This window comes from Alcanivorax sp. REN37 (genome assembly GCF_041102775.1).
In the GTDB taxonomy this organism is placed as follows: Bacteria; Pseudomonadota; Gammaproteobacteria; order Pseudomonadales; family Alcanivoracaceae; genus Isoalcanivorax; species Isoalcanivorax beigongshangi.
This window is the reverse complement of the sequence record NZ_JBGCUO010000001.1, coordinates 1,152,083-1,168,126: the sequence shown is the minus strand read 5'-3', so window position 1 is coordinate 1,168,126 and position 16,044 is coordinate 1,152,083. Positions and strand designations below refer to the sequence as shown.

The window sequence follows — 16,044 nt, the reverse complement described above, 5'->3', positions numbered from 1 at the left end:
CGCGCCCTGCCATGCTGACACTGCGCCCTGCCACAACCGCTGACTTTCCCGCTCTGGTTGCGCTGTGGGAGCGCTCGGTGCGCGCCACCCACGACTTCCTGCCACCAGCGGTGATCGAGGAGCTGCGTCCGCTGATTCTGGAGCAGTACCTGCCAGCATTGGCAGTGCAGATCGCTGAGCGGCAAGGCGTGCCACTGGGCTTTGTCAGTGTCGGCGGTGACCGCGTCGAAATGCTGTTCATCGAGCCCGCAGCGCGCGGCCAAGGTATTGGCCGCCTGCTGCTGGAACATGCGCTGCATCATCAGCAGGCACGCGCAGTGGATGTGAACGAACAGAACTGCCAAGCGCTGGCGTTCTATCAGCACCTGGGATTTGAGGTAATTGGCCGCTCTGCGCTGGATGGTGAAGGCCGGCCGTTTCCACTGTTGCACTTACGCTGGCCGGGCTGACTTACCAGCGCGCTGGAAGGCGCTGCCACCACCACACCGCGGCTGCGACCAATAACGCACTCAGCACCGTGGCGCCAGCCAGGTCCGGTGCGCTGTGCATGCCCAGCACCACCCGACTGCCCATAGCGGTCACCGCCCACACCGTGATCAACGCCAACGCTGCATAACGCCGACGCGGCCACAGCATCACCCACGCCAGCAATGCCCAACTGCTGGCAAACACCGAGTGCCCGGACGGGAACGCGGTGTCGGTTTCATGCTGCCAATGAGCCAGCAGCCAAGCTGGCAGCGCCGGATTGTGCTGCGCCAACCAGTGCTGCCGCTCACTGCGCTGCAGCCGGTAATACGGGTCGGTGCCGAGCCCCTGCTGTGCAGACAGCCACTGCACATGGGGACGCGGCGCTTCAACCTGGTGTTTGATCACCGTCTTCACCGCCTGCCCCAGCGCCAGCATTAACGCCACACCCACCAGCCATACCAAAGCCGCCCGCCGCGAACGCGGCCAGCGCCATAGCAACACGGCTGACCACAGCATGCTGGTGACTGCAGCGCCATAGGTGCCGGCGCTTTCGGTGACGCCATACAGCCACGGTGCGGCACCGCTGATCCACGTCGGCGTCCACGCCAACCCGGTGCACCACAGCGCCAGCGGCAGCATCAACAGCACCAGACTGCCCCACAGCAAGGCGCGTATCTGTGTGTGCATGGACGATCTCCTGACTGCGCAAAAGCGGCACAGCCTAACAGCGCTCCCCGGCGACTGCACCGCCGGGCGTCACGGGCTGGCCTTCTGCCGGCGCAGCCGCTACACAGAGAGCGGCTTCAGTCCCTTATCACGATAAAAACAGGACATCCCATGCATGCATTCGTAACCGGCGGCACCGGTTTTGTCGGCGCCCATGTAGTGGCTCTACTACGCCAGCAGGGCTGGCACGTCACCCTGCTACGTCGCCCTGGCACATCACTGCCTGCACCGGCCCCAGGTCTGAACACGGTGATCGCTGACATGGCCGATGCCGATGCGCTGGCACAGGTGATGCCGGATGCCCCGGATGCGGTGTTCCACATTGCCGGCAACACCAGCATGTGGCGCCGCACTGCCGCCGCCCAATACCGCGATAACGTGCTTGGCACCCGTGCGGTAGTGGCCGCTGCCCAGCGGCGCGGTGCAGGAAGGCTGATACTGACCTCCTCGATTTCCGCCTACGGCTTGCACCGCCAGCCGATCAACGACGACACCCCATCCAACGCCGCCCGCTCACCGATTGCCTACCACCGCACCAAATACGAGGCCGAACAACTGGTGAAGCAGGCGGTGGAACAGGGGCTGGACGCGGTGATCCTTAACCCGTGCGGCATTATCGGCCCCGGTGATCGCCATAACTGGTCACAGCTGATCCGGTTGATCGACAGCGGTCAGTTACCGGGGGTGCCGCCCGGTGCCGGCAGCTTCTGTGATGTGCGGGAAGTGGCGAAGGCGCATCTGGCGGCATTCCATCAGGGGCGACGCGGTGCCCACTATATTCTTGCCGGCGTCGACGCGTCGTTCCTGGCGCTCGCCCAGACCGCAGCGCAGTTGCTGGGCCGCACGCCGCCCCAACGTACCGTGCCCGCGTGGGTGCTGCGCGTTGCCGGTCAACTGCTGCCGCTGGTGCACCGCGATGCCACGCGCGAGCCGCGCCTGACACCGGAGAAGGTCACCATGATTACCCGCCGGGTCGTGGCGGACGGCCAGCGCGCGGAGCGCGAGTTGGGCTTCGATGCCAGCGTTCCGCTGGCGACCATGTTGGCCGATTGCATCCAGTGGATGCGTGAGGAAGGGTTGCTGGCGCCGGCAGCAGACTGATACCGGCGCCTGAGCAGGTTTACTGGCAACGCCAGACGCGGAAGCGATTGTTCTCGCGCATCACGGCCACATTGGCGAACGCCGCCGACAGCCACTGCTCATAAGCCAGCCCGCGGTTAGCCACCATCCATAACACGCCGCCCGGTCGCAGATGACGCCGTGCATCTGCGATCAACCGCTGGGTCACCGCAGTGGTGCGCTCGAGACCGTCATGGAACGGCGGGTTGGTGACGATGGCATCGAACTGGCCCGATACCGCCCGGTACAGGTCGCTGTGCAACACCTCGCCCTGCAAACCATTGGCCGCCAACGATTGCTGGGTGCTCCACACCGCCACCTGGCTGGCATCGCACGCGGTAACACGGGCACCGGCGCGAGCCAGCGTTACACTCAACACACCCGCGCCACAGCCCATATCGAGCACCGCCCCGCTGGGCGGTTGTTCGGCCAGTGCCTCCAGCAACAGCGCAGTGCCGTCATCCAGACGGCCGTGGCTGAACACCCCCGGCGCGCTCACCAGCGCCAGCTCGCCGGCCTGGAATCGACGCAGCAGTGGCTGCGGATCGAAGTCACCAGTTTGCGGCGTCAACCAGCCCCGGTAGAGCTTGCAGTGGCGGGCGCTGTCGAGCGCCTCCGGCTCACCGGCCACCGCTGCGAACTGCTTCAGCGCGCCGCGGATACCGCCTTTGCCCGGCCCCACCAGCCAGCATTCCGTGGTTTGCGTCAGCCCATGGCCGAGCGCCGCCAGCAGCCAATCCAGCCGCTCCCGGGATTTCGGCAGGATGATGACCAGCAGATCAGCCTCGGCGGGCACCACCGGCCATGGGCTGCACTGCGTACCCGCCACCGTGACCAGGTCGCTGTGCAGCGTCACCGACGCTGCCGGCAACTGAGCCAGGGCGCCATCATCGGCGTCAGCAATGAACAGATGGCGCCCGGCCAGATCGGATTCCTGGCGCCACAGCAAGCGGGTGGTGTTTTCCATGCTGGTACTCATAGCACTGTAAAAAGGGAGCGCAGTATAGCGGGTTTGAGGCCGCGCCGGTGGCGCTCCGCAACAACACTGTGAAAGCAGGTTTTACAGTTTGTCCAGGTTCCCCTGCCTAGACTGGAAGCCCCCGTTGACTGCGTCTGGAGTGGTTCCCTGCCACCATGAAACCCTTGATGTTGCAGCCTCTTTTGTTGGCCTTGGCCACCGTCGTCAGTGTTCCGGCACTGGCCGCCCCGGCTCCCAGCGACACCGATGCCGCGCTGTTCAAACAGCGGCTGGCGCAGGCGCGGGACCGCCAATTCGATGCGCTGGCGCAAGTGCCAGCCGATGACCCGATGCGCGGCTACCTGGATTACCAGCGCCTGCGCCATGCACTGCCGAACGTGCCGGTAACACAGGTGCAGGAGTACCTTCAGCGCTACGCCACGCTGCCGTTGGCGAACAGCATGGAAGGACTGGCGCTCAACCGTTATGGCCAGCAAGGCAATTGGGCCGCCGTGCGCGCATTGCGCAGCAGCCCGCCGGCGACGCCGGAAAACGCCTGCTACTACTGGCGCGCAGTGCATGACGCGCAACCGCAGCTGGCCTATGACCAAATCGGCACCCTGTGGCTGTCCGGCGGTTCGCGCCCAGCGGCCTGCGACCCGCTGTTTGCCGCCGCCCGTGCCGCCGGCGCGCTCGACGACACGCTGGTGCTGGAACGCATGCTGCTCGCCTATGAGCAGGGCAACACCAACATGGTCACCTATTTGCAGCGCCAGCTGAGCGACGACAAGCGCCCGCTCGGCGACCAACTGCTGCAGGCGCTGGCCCGCCCACAAGCGGTGGCCAGCACGCTGGACGGCTTCGATCCAGCCGACCGCAGCCGCATTGTGCGCGTGGCGCTGGAACGGGTGGCGCAGCGTGACACCCCCGCTGCCCGTGCGCTGCTTGAGCAACTGGATGCCGACGCGCTGCAAGTGGATGCCAATGCCTGGGCTGCCGCTCGACGCAAGATCGCTTGGTACGCGGTGATCCGTGACCTGAAAGAATTGCGCGGCTGGGCCGATCATGTGGCCGAGCAAGATGGCGACCCAGACTTGGTCGGCCAGCGCGCGCGCCGAGCCGTGATTGAGCAAGACTGGCCCGGTGTCAGCCACTGGATCGCCCAACTACCGGCTGACCAGCGTGGCAGCGCCCGTTGGCAGTACTGGCAAGGTCGCGCGGCCCAGGCCCAAGGCCAGAACGACGTCGGCATCACCGCCCTGCGCCAAGCCGCCGCCCAACGCAGCTTCTGGGGCTACGCTGCGGCCGACCGGCTGAAGCAGCCCTACGCGCTCAACAACCACACCCCTGCCACGGCTGCCGCCGACACCCTCGGCGACGAACCGGCTTTGTACCGCGTCGACATGCTGCAGCAGATCGACGAGCACCCGTTGGCACGCGCCGAATGGGGCAACCTACTGCGCCGCTCCACCCCGGAACAACGCGCGACCCTTGCCAGCGTGGCGCTGCAACGAGGCTGGCCGGCGTTAGCAGTGGATGCCGCGATTCAGTCCGGTGAGCACAATGCGCTGGAGTGGCGGTTCCCGCGTGCCTATCGCGATGACTTCCAACGCATCGGCCGCCAGGAAAAAGTCGACCCCTACCTGCTGATGGCAGTGGCGCGACGGGAGAGCAGCTTCCACACCCACGCCACCTCGCCGGCCGGTGCCCGTGGCTTGATGCAGTTAATGCCCGGTACCGCGAAACAGGTGGCCGGCTGGCTATCGGAAACCGCGCCCAGCAACCAGAAACTGTACGAACCGGCGCTCAGCATTCGCTATGGCAGCACCTACTTGAGTGACCTGCTCAAGCGCTACCAAGGCAATCGCCTGCTGGCACTGGCGGCCTACAACGCCGGCCCGCGCCGGGTGGATGAATGGCTGGCGAACCAATCACTGCCCTATGACGTATGGGTGGAGTCGATCCCGTTCTACGAAACCCGCGAATACGTGCAGGCGGTGCTGACCTATCGCGTGCTGTTTGAAATGCTCGACGGCCAGAACCCGCGCCAGGTGGCGCTGGTAACACGGCCGGAGCAACATCCGGGCTACGATTTGGCGCAGCTCAACACCGATGCCGCGCGCTGAACCAAAGACCATAAAAAGCCCCGCAGTGCGGGGCTTTTTATGGGTGAAATATGAAAATCACGGCGCCATAAACGGCCTTAGAATAATTGCCGAATACTGTAATCCAGATCGCCGGTGCGCAACGCTTCCGCCAGTCGTGGATGGCCCTGTAGCGCCCGACGCAGGGTATTGGAGCTGGACGGCTGCCGAGTCCAGGCAATCACTGCATTGTGGCAATCCGGTGTCGCCAAGCGGAAACCGCTGCTCCAACCTTTTGGTTTCTGCGCGGCGTCGCTGCGTTGAAATTCCTTCCAGTCACCGAAGTTCATCACCAGCACACCGCGACTGCTGACGAGGCTCGACAGCTGCGTCAGCCAGCGTTTATTGGCCGACACTGCCCGCGTCACTGCCGTGTTGGCGGGTGCGAACAGGTCTTCCACCACCAGGTCGAAACACGGGCCTTCGTAGTGCTGCACGAAGTCCACGGCATCGGCGCACTCGGTGGTGACGCCGTATTCACTGACGCCGAACTGTTCCACTGCTACTTCCAGATGCAACGGGTCCAGCTCCACCGCGTGGATTTCCTGCGGGTCCACGATTTCACGCAGTGGTGGCACTAGGCTGCCGCCGCCAAGGCCGAGTACCAGCACCCGCTGCAAGCGTGACGGGTCCACCAGCAGCGCCGGCAGCCACAGCAGGTCCCAGACGCTGCCCGTTACCAAACGGGTGGGATGGAATTCAGAATGCTGCACACCGTTGGCGTACAACCGCAGCACACCGCCGTGGCGCCGCACTTCATAGTTCACTCCGGCACGCCCCGCCTGCCATACCACTGCCATCGCCGCCCTCACCCGCTAACGTCAAAGCGCGCCATGGTAGCACTGTTGCCGAAGGCTGGTGCACGACAGCTGGATGACGCCCAACATGGCGGCTCTCTCACGATTTGGTAACCCCACCAGCGATCACGTCACATAACTGCAACATGACGTTCCTATGATGGCCCCGCGCTGACCGCTGCCGTGGTCACGCATGGCGTGTGACAACCCTGCGATGTTTCACCCCTAATACGGCGACCCGTACCACGGGCTCGAGTCAATCCTCACCCAACGTCACAGGACGGCAAGGAGGATCTATCGATGTCTTTACTTCCCCTCTCTGGTTCCCAGTCCGCCCGCGCAGTGCCTTCGCCACTGTCAGGGCCCTGGATCTCGCTCATCAACCCCAGCCGCGAACGTCTGCAGCAATTGGCCAGCAACCACGCTATTGATGCGGCGATGCTGGCTACGGCCCTCGACCCTGGCGCCCGCGCACGAGTACACAGTCACGGCGACACGCTGTGGGTGCTCAGCCACCTGCCTTGTCCCAGTGACGAAGGCGCCAAGGTGCCATTCGATGTCGTGCCAGTGGGCATCTTGGCGACGCCAACCGCGGTGGTGGCGATCTGCAGCCGCAACCTGCCGGCGCTGGCTGCGCCGGTCAGCGAAGGCAGCCACTCGCCGGCGGCGCTGCTGTGTCGCCTGCTGCAACAAGGTGCCGATGCGTTCCAGGATGCCGCCCAGGCGGTGTGCCAATGGATCGAACGCGACGAGCTGGCACTGCAGGACGCCCTGCATAACCGGCAGATCTTCAAACTGCTGCACAACAACAAGAGCCTGGTGGGCTTTGCCAGCGGCCTGAACGCCAACCTGGCGGTGCTACGGCAACTGCTTGACCACCCGCAACTGATGAGCGATGCCGCCGCCACGTTGCGCTTGCGCGACGCACTGGTGGAAACCGAACAGGTGTTGGCGCAGGTGCGTATCCACAACATCAATTTGTGCAACTTGATGGACGCTTATTCTGCGGCGGTGGAAAACAACATCAGCATCTTGGTGCAGTACTTGTCGATCTACGTGGTGCTGGCCGCCATCCCGATGGGGCTGGCGGCGCTGTACGGCATGAACACACCGCTACCGATCCAGGAGCAGCCGTGGTCGCTGCCGTTAATCGCGGTAATCGCAGCGGTACTGGGTGTCGGCGCCATCGTCGCCTTCAAGAAACGCAACATCCTCTGACCGGGAGGGAGATTCCATGCTGACTTTCTACAGCGCCAATACCGACGGCCGGCTGGCGGCCACTGACACGTTGCACACCCACGGTTTGGTCTATCTGATCAATCCAAGCCCGGAAGAAATCCAGCGCACGGCGGACCTGCTGCGCCTGCCGGCCACCTTCCTGACCGATTCGCTGGACCGCAACGAACGGCCACGCATTGAGCACCACCACGACAATGTGTTGATGGTGCTCAATGCGCCCACTGCCGGCGACGCCGATGGCGGCCCCGGCACCGTGCCCTACCGCACCCATCCGCTGGGACTGATCCTGACGCCACAGCATACGCTGGTGGTATCACGCATTGCCCTGCCGTTGCTGGACCAGCTGCTGGATAGCGGCGCGCTGACGCCGGGCGCCCTGCAAACCCGTTTCATGCTGCAGCTGTTCCGCGCCGTGGCGCAGTCCTATGACCGCAGCCTGCTGGAGATCAACCAGCAGATCAGCGGCCTGCAACGCAAGCTGCGGGTGGCGTACCACAACCAGGAACTGTTCGCGCTGATCAATCTGAACAAGAGCTTAGTGTTTTTCTCTACCGCACTCAGCGCCATGACCATTCTCTACAAGCGCATCATGGCCGGGCACGACCTGGCGATTGATCCGGCCGATCGCACCCGCATGGCGGAAATTCTGGTGGATCTGGAGCAATCCGCCGAGATCACCGAAATTCGCCGCGAGGGGCTCAGCAACCTGATGGATGCCTACGCGGCGATCATCCACAACAACCTCAACGGCGTGCTCAAGCTGCTCACCACGTTGGCCATTCTGCTGGTGATTCCGACCATGGTCGGCAGCGTGTTCTCAATGAACGTGGCGTTGCCTTACGAGGAAGAATGGATTTCCACCATTGTCATCGGTGTCGGCATGGTGCTGGTCAGCGCTGCGCTGATGGCGTTGCTGTACAAGAAAAAATACCTGCGTCTGTAACGGTGCCTCAAGCGCCTTCCGACTCCCTTTAGCAAGGAGACTTGCAACATGATCAACGTCTACAGCTTGACCGCTCCGGCGGACCGTTACCGCGCCACGCAACTCAAACCCCACGGCTGGTGCTACAGCGTTGCCGCCGACGGCAACAGCTTTGCCGAGCTGGCCGCTGACACTGGCATTGCGCCACGCCTGCTCGGCAGCGCCCTCGACCGTGACGAGCGGCCACGCATCGAGCGCGATGGCCACAGCACGCTGCTGGTCGTCCATGTGCCCTGTGACGACCCGGCCGTGAAGCAGCTCGATCAAGACGTGAAATACCGCACCGTTGCGCTCGGGCTGGTCATTACCCCCACTCAATTGATCACTGTTTGCCGAGCCGGCAGCTGGGCCCAAGGTGACGCCCTAACAGCATTGGTCAGCAGCGCACCGGAGGCGTCACTGGACGTTCTGGCGCTGACGCTGCTCAAGCGCATCGCCCGCGAATTCGCTGACCAAAGCAGTGTCATCGAGCAGCACATCGCCACCACTGAGGACGAGCTGTCGCGCTCTTACCGTAATGAGGAGCTGTATACCCTGTTGTACCTGAACGAGAGCCTGCTCTACCTGGCCACGTCGTTGAAGAAAATGGTGCAGGTGCTACGCCGCGCCGAGGTGCCGGGGCAACTCGGTGTCAGCGATGCTGGTGAGCGGCTGTTTGGGCAGATGATGGTGGAACTGGAGCAGGTACAAGCTGCTACTGAAATCATCCAGCTGAACCTGAACAACGTGATGGATGCTTACGGCAACGTGATCCAAAACAACATCAGCCACGTGGTCAAATTGCTCACCGCTGCCACCATTGTGCTGTCGATTCCGACCCTGATCGCCAGCATCTACGGCATGAACGTACCGCTGCCGTTTCAGGAAGCGGACCACGCCTTCAGTGCGCTGATCGCGTTGATGGTGGGTAGCAGCGCCGCGGCAATTTACCTGTTCCGCAAGAAGCGTTACCTGTGACAACTGGGGCGGGCGCGCTGGCGCCCGCTCCGGCTCACTGGCTGCCGATGCGCCGCAGCAACGTGTCTGCTGGACGCGGCATGGTCAGCGCGAACGGCGGCCACCACTGGCGGCACTGTTGCTGCACCACCACATCGTCATACCACGGCGAAGCCGGCAGTGGCGCCTGCAACTGGTGCCACTGACCCTGCCACGCAAACCGCACCCCCCACGCATGCAAACACAGGTGCTCGGCCGCTGCGCCGCCATAACGGCGATCACCCCGCAGTGGAGCACCTTCTGCTTTCATCGCCACCCGCAACTGGTGAGTGCGTCCAGTCCACGGCCGCATCAGCAGCAAGCGCCCACCGCGACCACCGGCGGCCGACAGAAAACTGGTCACTGCCGGACGCTCCAAGGTGTGCAACAAGCGCTGGTTACCGTTGCGGCCGCTGGTCATGTCACCGGCCACCACGCCCATCTTTCGGTGCGGGCGCTGGGCCGACAGCCCGAGGTAGAACTTCTCCACCCGGCGCTGCTGAAATAGCTGCCCAAACGTGGCCGCTGCCGCTGCCGAGCGGGCCATCAGCAGCACACCGGACGTATCACGATCAAGCCGGTGCACTGGCCACAGCGGTGCGCCGTGCCAATGCTGGTATTGCACCACCAGCCCGGCGCCATCTTCGCTGTGCATACTGACCCCGGCCGGCTTGTGCAGCGCCAACCAATCCGGGTGCTCAGCGATGAGAGCCGGCGTCACCCAGCGCGCTCCTTCAAGCGCTCCGGAATCAAGGTTTCCATCTGCTGGCGATGATCGACCACATAAAGGCTGCCGTCGCTGACAGTGACCTGCCAGTTGAAGCTGCGTGGCAGGTTATCCGCCAGGCGCACTAGAGCGTCCCACGGCAACACTTCCACCGCCGCGCGGCCATGCTTGAGCAGGTCACGCTCGTGACGCTTCCACCACTGCTGCCAGGAGCGGCCATAGGCCACCACTGTGACCCGGTCAGCCCGCAGGCAGGCGCGGCGCACGCGGTCCGCATCCGGCTCACCCATGTCGATCCAGTGGGTGACCCGATCCTGCAGCGAACAGGCGCGCAGATCCGGCTCATTCGGTGTCGACAGCCCGGCACTGAACTCCAGCGCTTCCGCTACATCGCCTTGGTGCAGGCACCAGGTCAGCAGCCGCGCCACCATGCGTTCCGGCGTTTCCGAGGGGTGCAGCGCCAGCGTCAGGCGCTCGCTGCGATAACAGTCGCGGTCCACATCAGACAAATCCAAGGTGGCATGGTGGATGGTGGAACTCAGGGCCACGGGCGATCCTCAGGCAGTGTGTTTGGCAGGTTTTTCGGTGACCCACAGATGGATCACACCTTCCACCACCACGGTGCCATCGGCCCGTTTGGCGTTGACCTTCACCTGCAGCTCCGGGCCGTTGTCCCAGGCGCCGTCGTCGACTACCGCTTCAATCACGAGATCGGAATCAGCCTTGGCGGTGTAGCGCACATCCATGCCCTTCGGAATCCAACGCAGATGAGACGGAATCGAGGCCTCTGCGAGCACGCCCATGGCGAATTCCAGTACGTTGCACACCGCGATCACGTGCACAGTGCCGATGTGGTTTTCCACCGCCCGGCGCTTCTTCAGCTTGGCCTGGCAGTAATTGGCGCGCAGCTCCAGCAGCTGCGGGCTGGCGGTGCTGAAGTAGGGCGCCTTACGGCACACCACGGCGCTGAACAGGCGCTTACCGCCGGGCAGCTTCGCCAGCTTTTGATATTGCTGCAGGATCTTGTTGGGACGCGGGCTCATGGGCCTCTCCTTGCATCAGTGAGGGCGCGCATTGTGACCTCCAGCGGCCGCCACCGCTACGCATCCGCGCAGCGCCGGTCGGTTCCACCGGCAAATCAATGGCCGCGCCAATAAATAAATGTGTGGCGCCCTCTTTCCCCGCAGCCAGCGGCGCCAGTAGGCTAGATGGATTCCATCCACCCGCTGCGACCCATCGCCGTGATCGAACCTGAGGCACTGCTCCACTTCCAGCCCGACCAAGCCACCGCCACTGCCCGTTTCCTGTCGCTCTGTGGCCCGCAGTCGGCGCTGCACACTTGGCCGATTCCCGCCGCCGGCCCGGATCAGCAGCCGCTGGCCAGTCATAGCCTGTGGTGGGGACCCGCCGACGCTGAACAGGTGCTGGTGATGTTGTCCGGCACCCACGGCGTCGAAGGGTTGGCCGGCTCGGCGCTGCAGTGCGATCTACTGGCGCGACTCAACAGCGGCGCGCAAACGCTGGCGGCGGGCAGCGCGGTATTGTTCGTGCATCTGCTCAACCCGTGGGGCGCCGCTTGGCTGCGCCGCTGCGACCAGGACGGGATTGATCTCAACCGCAACTTCATCGACTTCGGTCGGGCGCTGCCGGACAACCCCGGCTATGAAGCGCTGCGCAATGCGTTACTGTCGCGCTCGGACAGCCTGCGTGGACAAGTACTGGCCCGCTATCGCCAGTGCCACGGCGATGCCGCCTACCAGATCGCCATTAGCGGCGGTCAGTACACCGATCCGCAGGGCCCGTTCCATGGCGGCCGACGCGCCAGCACCGCGCGCTCGATGCTGGACCAGCTGGTGGAGCGCTACCAGCTCAGCCGCCGCCGGCTGGCAGTGATCGACCTACACACCGGCCTCGGCGCCTATGGCTATGGCGAAATCATTTGCGACCATCCGGGCGGCAGCGCCGGGCTGGCCACCGCCCTGGCCTGGTACGGCGATGCGGTGACCCGCGCCGAGGACGGCAGTTCGTCTTCGGTGCCGAAAACCGGCCTGCTGGATTTCTACTGGCAGGCGCTGATGCCTCCCGGCAGCTGTTTCGTGACCCTGGAATTCGGCACCTTCAGCACCGCGCAACTGTTCGAGGTGATATTGGCCGATCACCGCCTGCACCGCGCCGCGCCGCTGACGCCGGCGCTACTGACCCACCCGGTGAAACTGGCGCTGCGCGCACATTTCTATCCGCAAACCCGGCAATGGCAGCAATTGGCGCTGTTCCGCACCCGGCAAGTGACCCAGCTGGCGCTGGACGGCCTCAGCGGCCAGACGGAGACGCCATGAACGACCTGCAATTGCGGCCCGCCACGCTTGACGACTTGGACGCCCTGCACGCGCTGGAAACCCGCACCTTCGACTCCGACCGCCTCAGCCGCCGCAGCCTGCGGCGCTGGATCACCACACCCCATTCGGCCTTGATCGTGGCGCTGCAGCACGGCGCGCTGCTCGGCTATGCACTGGTGATCCTGCACCGTGGCACCTCACTGGCACGGCTGTATTCGATTGCGGTCAGCAGCGAAGCACGCGGCCTCGGACTGGGCCGCAAGCTGATGAACGCCGCCGAACAGGCCGCGCTGGCCGCCGACCGCATTTATCTGCGCTTGGAAGTGCGCAAGGACAACCCCGCCGCGATCCAGCTCTACGAAAGCCTCAATTACCAACGCTTTGGCGAGTACCGCAACTACTACGAAGACCACCAAGACGCGATTCGCTACCAGAAGCAGATTCGCCATTTTGATGCGCGACTGTGGCAGCGGCCGATTCCCTGGTACCGGCAAACCACCGAGTTCACCTGCGGCCCGGCCTCGCTGATGATGGCCATGCAGGCGCTGGAGCCGGCGCGTAAACCCTCACGCCGTGAGGAACTGCGACTGTGGCGCGAATCCACCACCATCTTCATGACCTCTGGCCACGGCGGCTGCCATCCGCTCGGGCTGGCGCTGGCGGCGGTGGCGCGCGGGTTTGATGCGGAAGTGTGGATCAGTCGGCGCGAGCCACTGTTTATCGACAGCGTGCGCAACGATGAGAAGAAACACGTGATCGAGCTGGTGCACAAAGATTTCGTGCATCAAGCGCGCGAGCAGCGCATCCCGGTGCATTACCGCGAAGTGACCCAGCCCCTGCTGACGGATGCCTACCAGAACGGCGCGGTGCCGATCATCCTGATTTCCACTTGGCAGATGGACGGCCGCCGGGCGCCGCACTGGGTAGTGCTGTCCGCCTACGACGACAATTTCCTTTACCTGCATGACTCCGATCCAGAACAAGGCATCCAGACCGAACTCGATTGCCAGTACCTGCCGGTGGCACGGGCAGACTTCGATCGCATGGCCCGTTTCGGCCGCGACCGGTTGCGCACCGCTGTGCTGATCGGCCCGAAAGGCTGGCGCCGGCGGCGGGTGCGCAGCACCCCCGGAAACGCTGATAAAAGCAGCTAACGGCGGGCCGCATCGGACGGTGCCATTCCGACTGATGCCCTAGAGTGCGATGCGATCGGGCGCTGGGGTGCGCCGCCTGCCGTCGGCTTTACGGTCGCCAAAACCGGAGCCAGCGCCAACCGGCAACGCTTCAGCGCACCGACGCCGCCATCCAGGTCGCACTGGCCTGCGCCGCCGCACTGATGTTGCCTTCATGCGTGTGACCGCTGGCCTTGCGCGGTTTGAGGTCATGGTCGCCATCCGGCAACCACCGCAACTCCACCGACGCTGGCAGCTCGTAATCCGCCACCTGCTCACGGGTGCCGAACGGGTCGCGCTCGCCTTGGCAGATCAACAACGGCACCGGCAACGTGCCTAAGTGCTCGGTGCGCAGCACCTCTGGCTTGCCCAGCGGATGAAACGGGTAGCCATAACACAGCACCCCGGCCAGCCGTGGCGGCGCCGCAGCGGCCAGCAGCGTGGCCATACGCCCGCCCATAGATTTACCGCCAATCCAGACCGGCCCGGCCGGCATGTGCGCCAGCGCCGCCTGAAACTGCGCCAGCAGTTTGTCAGCCCGCTCGGGAGGTCGTTTGGCGCCGCCAACGCGGCGCGCGGCCATGTAATCAAACTCGAACCGCGCCACCGCCACGCCGGACGCGGCCAACGCCAGCGTCAATTGCTCCATGAAGGCACTGTCCATCGGCGCGCCGGCACCATGCGCCAGCAGCAGCTGCCCCACCGCCTTGCCGCGGGGGTGAGTCCAAAGCAATTCAGCCATCAGAACAGGCTCCATTGGCGATTGGCGCCCACGAACAAATCGGTGCGCAGCGGCACCCGTTCGTCGGTCAAACCGTGGCGCTTCAACGCCAGTCCGAAGCGCTGAGCGATCAACGCCGCCCACGGCCCCTGACCGCGTTGGCGGCGGAAGAAGTCGCTTTGGTATTCGCGCCCATCACCGAGATCGCGCAGCACCGCCATCACCTTGCCAGCGCGGTCGGGATAGTGCGCCGCCAGCCATTGCTGCCACAGCGGATTGACCTCATGCGGCAGCCGCAACATCACGTAATGGCCGCTGCCGGCACCGGCATCGGCCGCCGCCGCCACAATCGCTTCCAGCTCGTGATCATTAATGAACGGAATCACCGGGGCATACAGCAGCGACACCGGCACCCCCGCGGCGCTGAGCCCGCCGATCGCCTCCAGCCGCTTGCTGCCGGCGGTGGCGCGCGGCTCCAGCCGGCTCTTGATGCGGTTGTCGAGGGTGGTCACCGACACCGCCACCGTCACCAACCCTTCAGCGGCCATCGGCGCCAACAGGTCGAGATCACGCAGCACCAGGTTGCTCTTGGTAATCAGCATCACCGGCTGGCGCAGTTCCAAGCACAGCGCCAATAACTGACGGGTGAGTTTGCGTCGGCGTTCGATCGGCTGATAGGGGTCAGTGGCAGTGCCCAGTGCCAGCACCTCGCAGCGGTAACCGGGTTGCTCCAGCTGTGCGCGCAGCACCGCCGCGGCATTGTCTTTGCAGAAAATCTCAGTCTCGAAATCGAGCCCGGGCGACAACTCCAAATAGCTATGAGTAGGCCGCGCATAGCAGTAGATGCAGCCGTGCTCGCAGCCGCGATAGGGATTGATGCTGCGCTGGAACGGCAGATCAGGGGATCGGTTGGAAACAATCAGGCTCTTGCACTGCTCGCCGTGGTAGTGAGTGGGCCGCGCGCGGGCGTCCACTTGGCCACTTTGTTGCCCGCCAACGCCGCATTCACCGTCCTCGAACAGGGTCTCGGTTCGCAGGAAACGTCCCGGCAGATTGCTGAGGCTGCCGCGTCCTCGGCTCATGGGCTGACTCACCACTGGCTGTTTGGCCAGTGATTGGACCAAAACTGTTGCCCAAATTCAACCGCCCGGCGCGGCTTTGGCAGCGGCCGGGCGGCTGCTTATACTTGCCGCCCCCCGCCACTGTCCCGCCCGGAGCGCCCCGATGACCGACGTCAGCCTTGCCGACACCCTGAACCTGGAAACCGCCCGCATCGAATGGTCTGCGCTGGAAGGCTTCTTCGCCCGTGGCGTGTTGTTGCGGGTCGGCCCGGAACTGGACCTGATCACGGTGGCAGTGGCGATTGCCGAGGACCGCCGCGACCCAGTGGCAGCCTGGCTGGAGCAGGGCCAGCTGGCCCACGTCAGCGACGCCGATGCGCTGCGCTTCGCCGACGCCAACAGCAGCCTGTGGGCGGTGGTGGTGCGACCTTGGGTGCTGGTGCAAGAGCAGACCGACAGCGCTGGCGCGCCGACCCACTGACCCAAAGCGTTCATTGTTCCGCCCCTACCAAGGGGTTAGCATGGCGGCTCAGAAGAAGGCCCTAGGCACGGTGCCGCACGGAGCTTGCCGGGCACGCCGCCTAGCTCAAGCCGACCACCACCTGCTCCACAGGGAATT

The 16,044-nt window shown here is 64.5% G+C and carries 17 protein-coding genes; 9 read left to right on the top strand and 8 right to left on the bottom strand.

Annotated features, from left to right (window positions below):
* Positions 1-11: 11 nt before the first annotated feature.
* A complete protein-coding gene (locus tag AB5I84_RS05210) occupies positions 12-449 on the top strand; it encodes an acetyltransferase (RefSeq protein ID WP_369454799.1) in 438 nt (145 codons plus the stop codon).
* 1 nt (position 450) lies between these two features.
* Here the strand turns inward: AB5I84_RS05210 and AB5I84_RS05205 are convergent, their stop codons facing one another.
* A complete protein-coding gene (locus AB5I84_RS05205) occupies positions 451-1,155 on the bottom strand; it encodes a phosphatase PAP2 family protein (RefSeq protein ID WP_369454798.1) in 705 nt (234 codons plus the stop codon).
* Between the two features lie 150 nt (positions 1,156-1,305).
* Here AB5I84_RS05205 and AB5I84_RS05200 point away from each other — a divergent pair, with 150 nt between their 5' ends.
* Positions 1,306-2,295: an NAD-dependent epimerase/dehydratase family protein gene (locus AB5I84_RS05200; protein ID WP_369454797.1), complete on the top strand. Its 990-nt coding sequence runs from the start codon at positions 1,306-1,308 to the stop codon at positions 2,293-2,295.
* A gap of 19 nt (positions 2,296-2,314) precedes the next feature.
* Here the strand turns inward: AB5I84_RS05200 and AB5I84_RS05195 are convergent, their stop codons facing one another.
* Positions 2,315-3,280 carry a class I SAM-dependent methyltransferase gene (locus AB5I84_RS05195; RefSeq protein ID WP_369454796.1) on the bottom strand — a complete coding sequence of 322 codons (966 nt, stop codon included), beginning with the start codon at positions 3,278-3,280 and terminating at the stop codon, positions 2,315-2,317.
* A 179-nt stretch (positions 3,281-3,459) separates the two neighbouring features.
* Here AB5I84_RS05195 and AB5I84_RS05190 point away from each other — a divergent pair, with 179 nt between their 5' ends.
* Positions 3,460-5,397 (top strand): transglycosylase SLT domain-containing protein, encoded by a 1,938-nt coding sequence (locus AB5I84_RS05190; protein WP_369454795.1) that lies wholly within the window; start codon positions 3,460-3,462, stop codon positions 5,395-5,397.
* A gap of 77 nt (positions 5,398-5,474) precedes the next feature.
* On the opposite strand, the gene AB5I84_RS05185 is transcribed toward AB5I84_RS05190, so the two are convergent.
* On the bottom strand, positions 5,475-6,215 hold the full coding sequence (locus AB5I84_RS05185; protein ID WP_369454794.1) for an O-methyltransferase: 741 nt from the start codon (positions 6,213-6,215) through the stop codon (positions 5,475-5,477).
* A 297-nt stretch (positions 6,216-6,512) separates the two neighbouring features.
* Here AB5I84_RS05185 and AB5I84_RS05180 point away from each other — a divergent pair, with 297 nt between their 5' ends.
* Genes AB5I84_RS05180 through AB5I84_RS05170 form a run of 3 tightly spaced genes read left to right on the top strand, consistent with a single transcriptional unit; the run spans position 6,513 to position 9,390 of the window.
* Positions 6,513-7,430 carry a magnesium transporter CorA family protein gene (locus tag AB5I84_RS05180; protein WP_369454793.1) on the top strand — a complete coding sequence of 306 codons (918 nt, stop codon included), beginning with the start codon at positions 6,513-6,515 and terminating at the stop codon, positions 7,428-7,430.
* A 16-nt stretch (positions 7,431-7,446) separates the two neighbouring features.
* Positions 7,447-8,394 (top strand): magnesium transporter CorA family protein, encoded by a 948-nt coding sequence (locus tag AB5I84_RS05175; protein WP_369454792.1) that lies wholly within the window; start codon positions 7,447-7,449, stop codon positions 8,392-8,394.
* Positions 8,395-8,442: 48 nt separating this feature from the next.
* The gene (locus tag AB5I84_RS05170) at positions 8,443-9,390 is read left to right on the top strand and encodes a magnesium transporter CorA family protein (protein ID WP_369454791.1); all 948 of its coding nucleotides are present in this window, start codon (positions 8,443-8,445) and stop codon (positions 9,388-9,390) included.
* A gap of 34 nt (positions 9,391-9,424) precedes the next feature.
* Here the strand turns inward: AB5I84_RS05170 and AB5I84_RS05165 are convergent, their stop codons facing one another.
* The 3 genes from AB5I84_RS05165 to AB5I84_RS05155 are packed head-to-tail and all read right to left on the bottom strand — an operon-like array spanning position 9,425 to position 11,178.
* On the bottom strand, positions 9,425-10,129 hold the full coding sequence (locus AB5I84_RS05165; RefSeq protein WP_369454790.1) for a pseudouridine synthase: 705 nt from the start codon (positions 10,127-10,129) through the stop codon (positions 9,425-9,427).
* Positions 10,126-10,683: a YaeQ family protein gene (locus AB5I84_RS05160; protein ID WP_369454789.1), complete on the bottom strand. Its 558-nt coding sequence runs from the start codon at positions 10,681-10,683 to the stop codon at positions 10,126-10,128. Before AB5I84_RS05160 ends, AB5I84_RS05165 begins: the two co-directional genes overlap by 4 nt.
* Before the next feature lie 9 nt (positions 10,684-10,692).
* Positions 10,693-11,178, bottom strand: coding sequence for a hotdog fold domain-containing protein (locus AB5I84_RS05155; RefSeq protein WP_369454788.1), 486 nt, complete (start codon positions 11,176-11,178; stop codon positions 10,693-10,695).
* A gap of 165 nt (positions 11,179-11,343) precedes the next feature.
* Here AB5I84_RS05155 and AB5I84_RS05150 point away from each other — a divergent pair, with 165 nt between their 5' ends.
* Complete coding sequence (locus tag AB5I84_RS05150; protein ID WP_369454787.1) at positions 11,344-12,471, top strand: DUF2817 domain-containing protein; 1,128 nt, start codon at positions 11,344-11,346, stop codon at positions 12,469-12,471.
* The gene (locus tag AB5I84_RS05145) at positions 12,468-13,625 is read left to right on the top strand and encodes a GNAT family N-acetyltransferase/peptidase C39 family protein (protein ID WP_369454786.1); all 1,158 of its coding nucleotides are present in this window, start codon (positions 12,468-12,470) and stop codon (positions 13,623-13,625) included. Before AB5I84_RS05150 ends, AB5I84_RS05145 begins: the two co-directional genes overlap by 4 nt.
* A 130-nt stretch (positions 13,626-13,755) precedes the next feature.
* Here AB5I84_RS05145 and AB5I84_RS05140 read toward each other — a convergent pair whose 3' ends face one another.
* Both AB5I84_RS05140 and AB5I84_RS05135 read right to left on the bottom strand, forming a co-directional pair.
* A complete protein-coding gene (locus AB5I84_RS05140) occupies positions 13,756-14,385 on the bottom strand; it encodes an alpha/beta family hydrolase (protein WP_369454785.1) in 630 nt (209 codons plus the stop codon).
* On the bottom strand, positions 14,385-15,446 hold the full coding sequence (locus AB5I84_RS05135) for a PA0069 family radical SAM protein (RefSeq protein WP_369454784.1): 1,062 nt from the start codon (positions 15,444-15,446) through the stop codon (positions 14,385-14,387). The genes AB5I84_RS05140 and AB5I84_RS05135 overlap by 1 nt, the downstream gene beginning before the upstream one ends.
* Positions 15,447-15,588: 142 nt before the next feature.
* Between AB5I84_RS05135 and AB5I84_RS05130 the strand changes: the two genes are divergently transcribed.
* Positions 15,589-15,906, top strand: a complete 318-nt coding sequence (locus tag AB5I84_RS05130) for a DUF2288 domain-containing protein (RefSeq protein WP_369454783.1) — start codon at positions 15,589-15,591, stop codon at positions 15,904-15,906.
* The last annotated feature ends 138 nt before the right edge of the window (positions 15,907-16,044 follow it).

Bases quoted from the DNA above. Each gene is read 5' to 3' on its own strand.
- AB5I84_RS05210 (WP_369454799.1), top strand. From the start codon at position 12: ATGCTGACACTGCGCCCTGCCACAACCGCTGACTTTCCCGCTCTGGTT.
- AB5I84_RS05205 (WP_369454798.1), bottom strand. From the start codon at position 1,155: ATGCACACACAGATACGCGCCTTGCTGTGGGGCAGTCTGGTGCTGTTG.
- AB5I84_RS05200 (WP_369454797.1), top strand. From the start codon at position 1,306: ATGCATGCATTCGTAACCGGCGGCACCGGTTTTGTCGGCGCCCATGTA.
- AB5I84_RS05195 (WP_369454796.1), bottom strand. From the start codon at position 3,280: ATGGAAAACACCACCCGCTTGCTGTGGCGCCAGGAATCCGATCTGGCC.
- AB5I84_RS05190 (WP_369454795.1), top strand. From the start codon at position 3,460: ATGTTGCAGCCTCTTTTGTTGGCCTTGGCCACCGTCGTCAGTGTTCCG.
- AB5I84_RS05185 (WP_369454794.1), bottom strand. From the start codon at position 6,215: ATGGCAGTGGTATGGCAGGCGGGGCGTGCCGGAGTGAACTATGAAGTG.
- AB5I84_RS05180 (WP_369454793.1), top strand. From the start codon at position 6,513: ATGTCTTTACTTCCCCTCTCTGGTTCCCAGTCCGCCCGCGCAGTGCCT.
- AB5I84_RS05175 (WP_369454792.1), top strand. From the start codon at position 7,447: ATGCTGACTTTCTACAGCGCCAATACCGACGGCCGGCTGGCGGCCACT.
- AB5I84_RS05170 (WP_369454791.1), top strand. From the start codon at position 8,443: ATGATCAACGTCTACAGCTTGACCGCTCCGGCGGACCGTTACCGCGCC.
- AB5I84_RS05155 (WP_369454788.1), bottom strand. From the start codon at position 11,178: ATGAGCCCGCGTCCCAACAAGATCCTGCAGCAATATCAAAAGCTGGCG.
- AB5I84_RS05150 (WP_369454787.1), top strand. From the start codon at position 11,344: ATGGATTCCATCCACCCGCTGCGACCCATCGCCGTGATCGAACCTGAG.
- AB5I84_RS05145 (WP_369454786.1), top strand. From the start codon at position 12,468: ATGAACGACCTGCAATTGCGGCCCGCCACGCTTGACGACTTGGACGCC.
- AB5I84_RS05140 (WP_369454785.1), bottom strand. From the start codon at position 14,385: ATGGCTGAATTGCTTTGGACTCACCCCCGCGGCAAGGCGGTGGGGCAG.
- AB5I84_RS05135 (WP_369454784.1), bottom strand. From the start codon at position 15,446: ATGAGCCGAGGACGCGGCAGCCTCAGCAATCTGCCGGGACGTTTCCTG.
- AB5I84_RS05130 (WP_369454783.1), top strand. From the start codon at position 15,589: ATGACCGACGTCAGCCTTGCCGACACCCTGAACCTGGAAACCGCCCGC.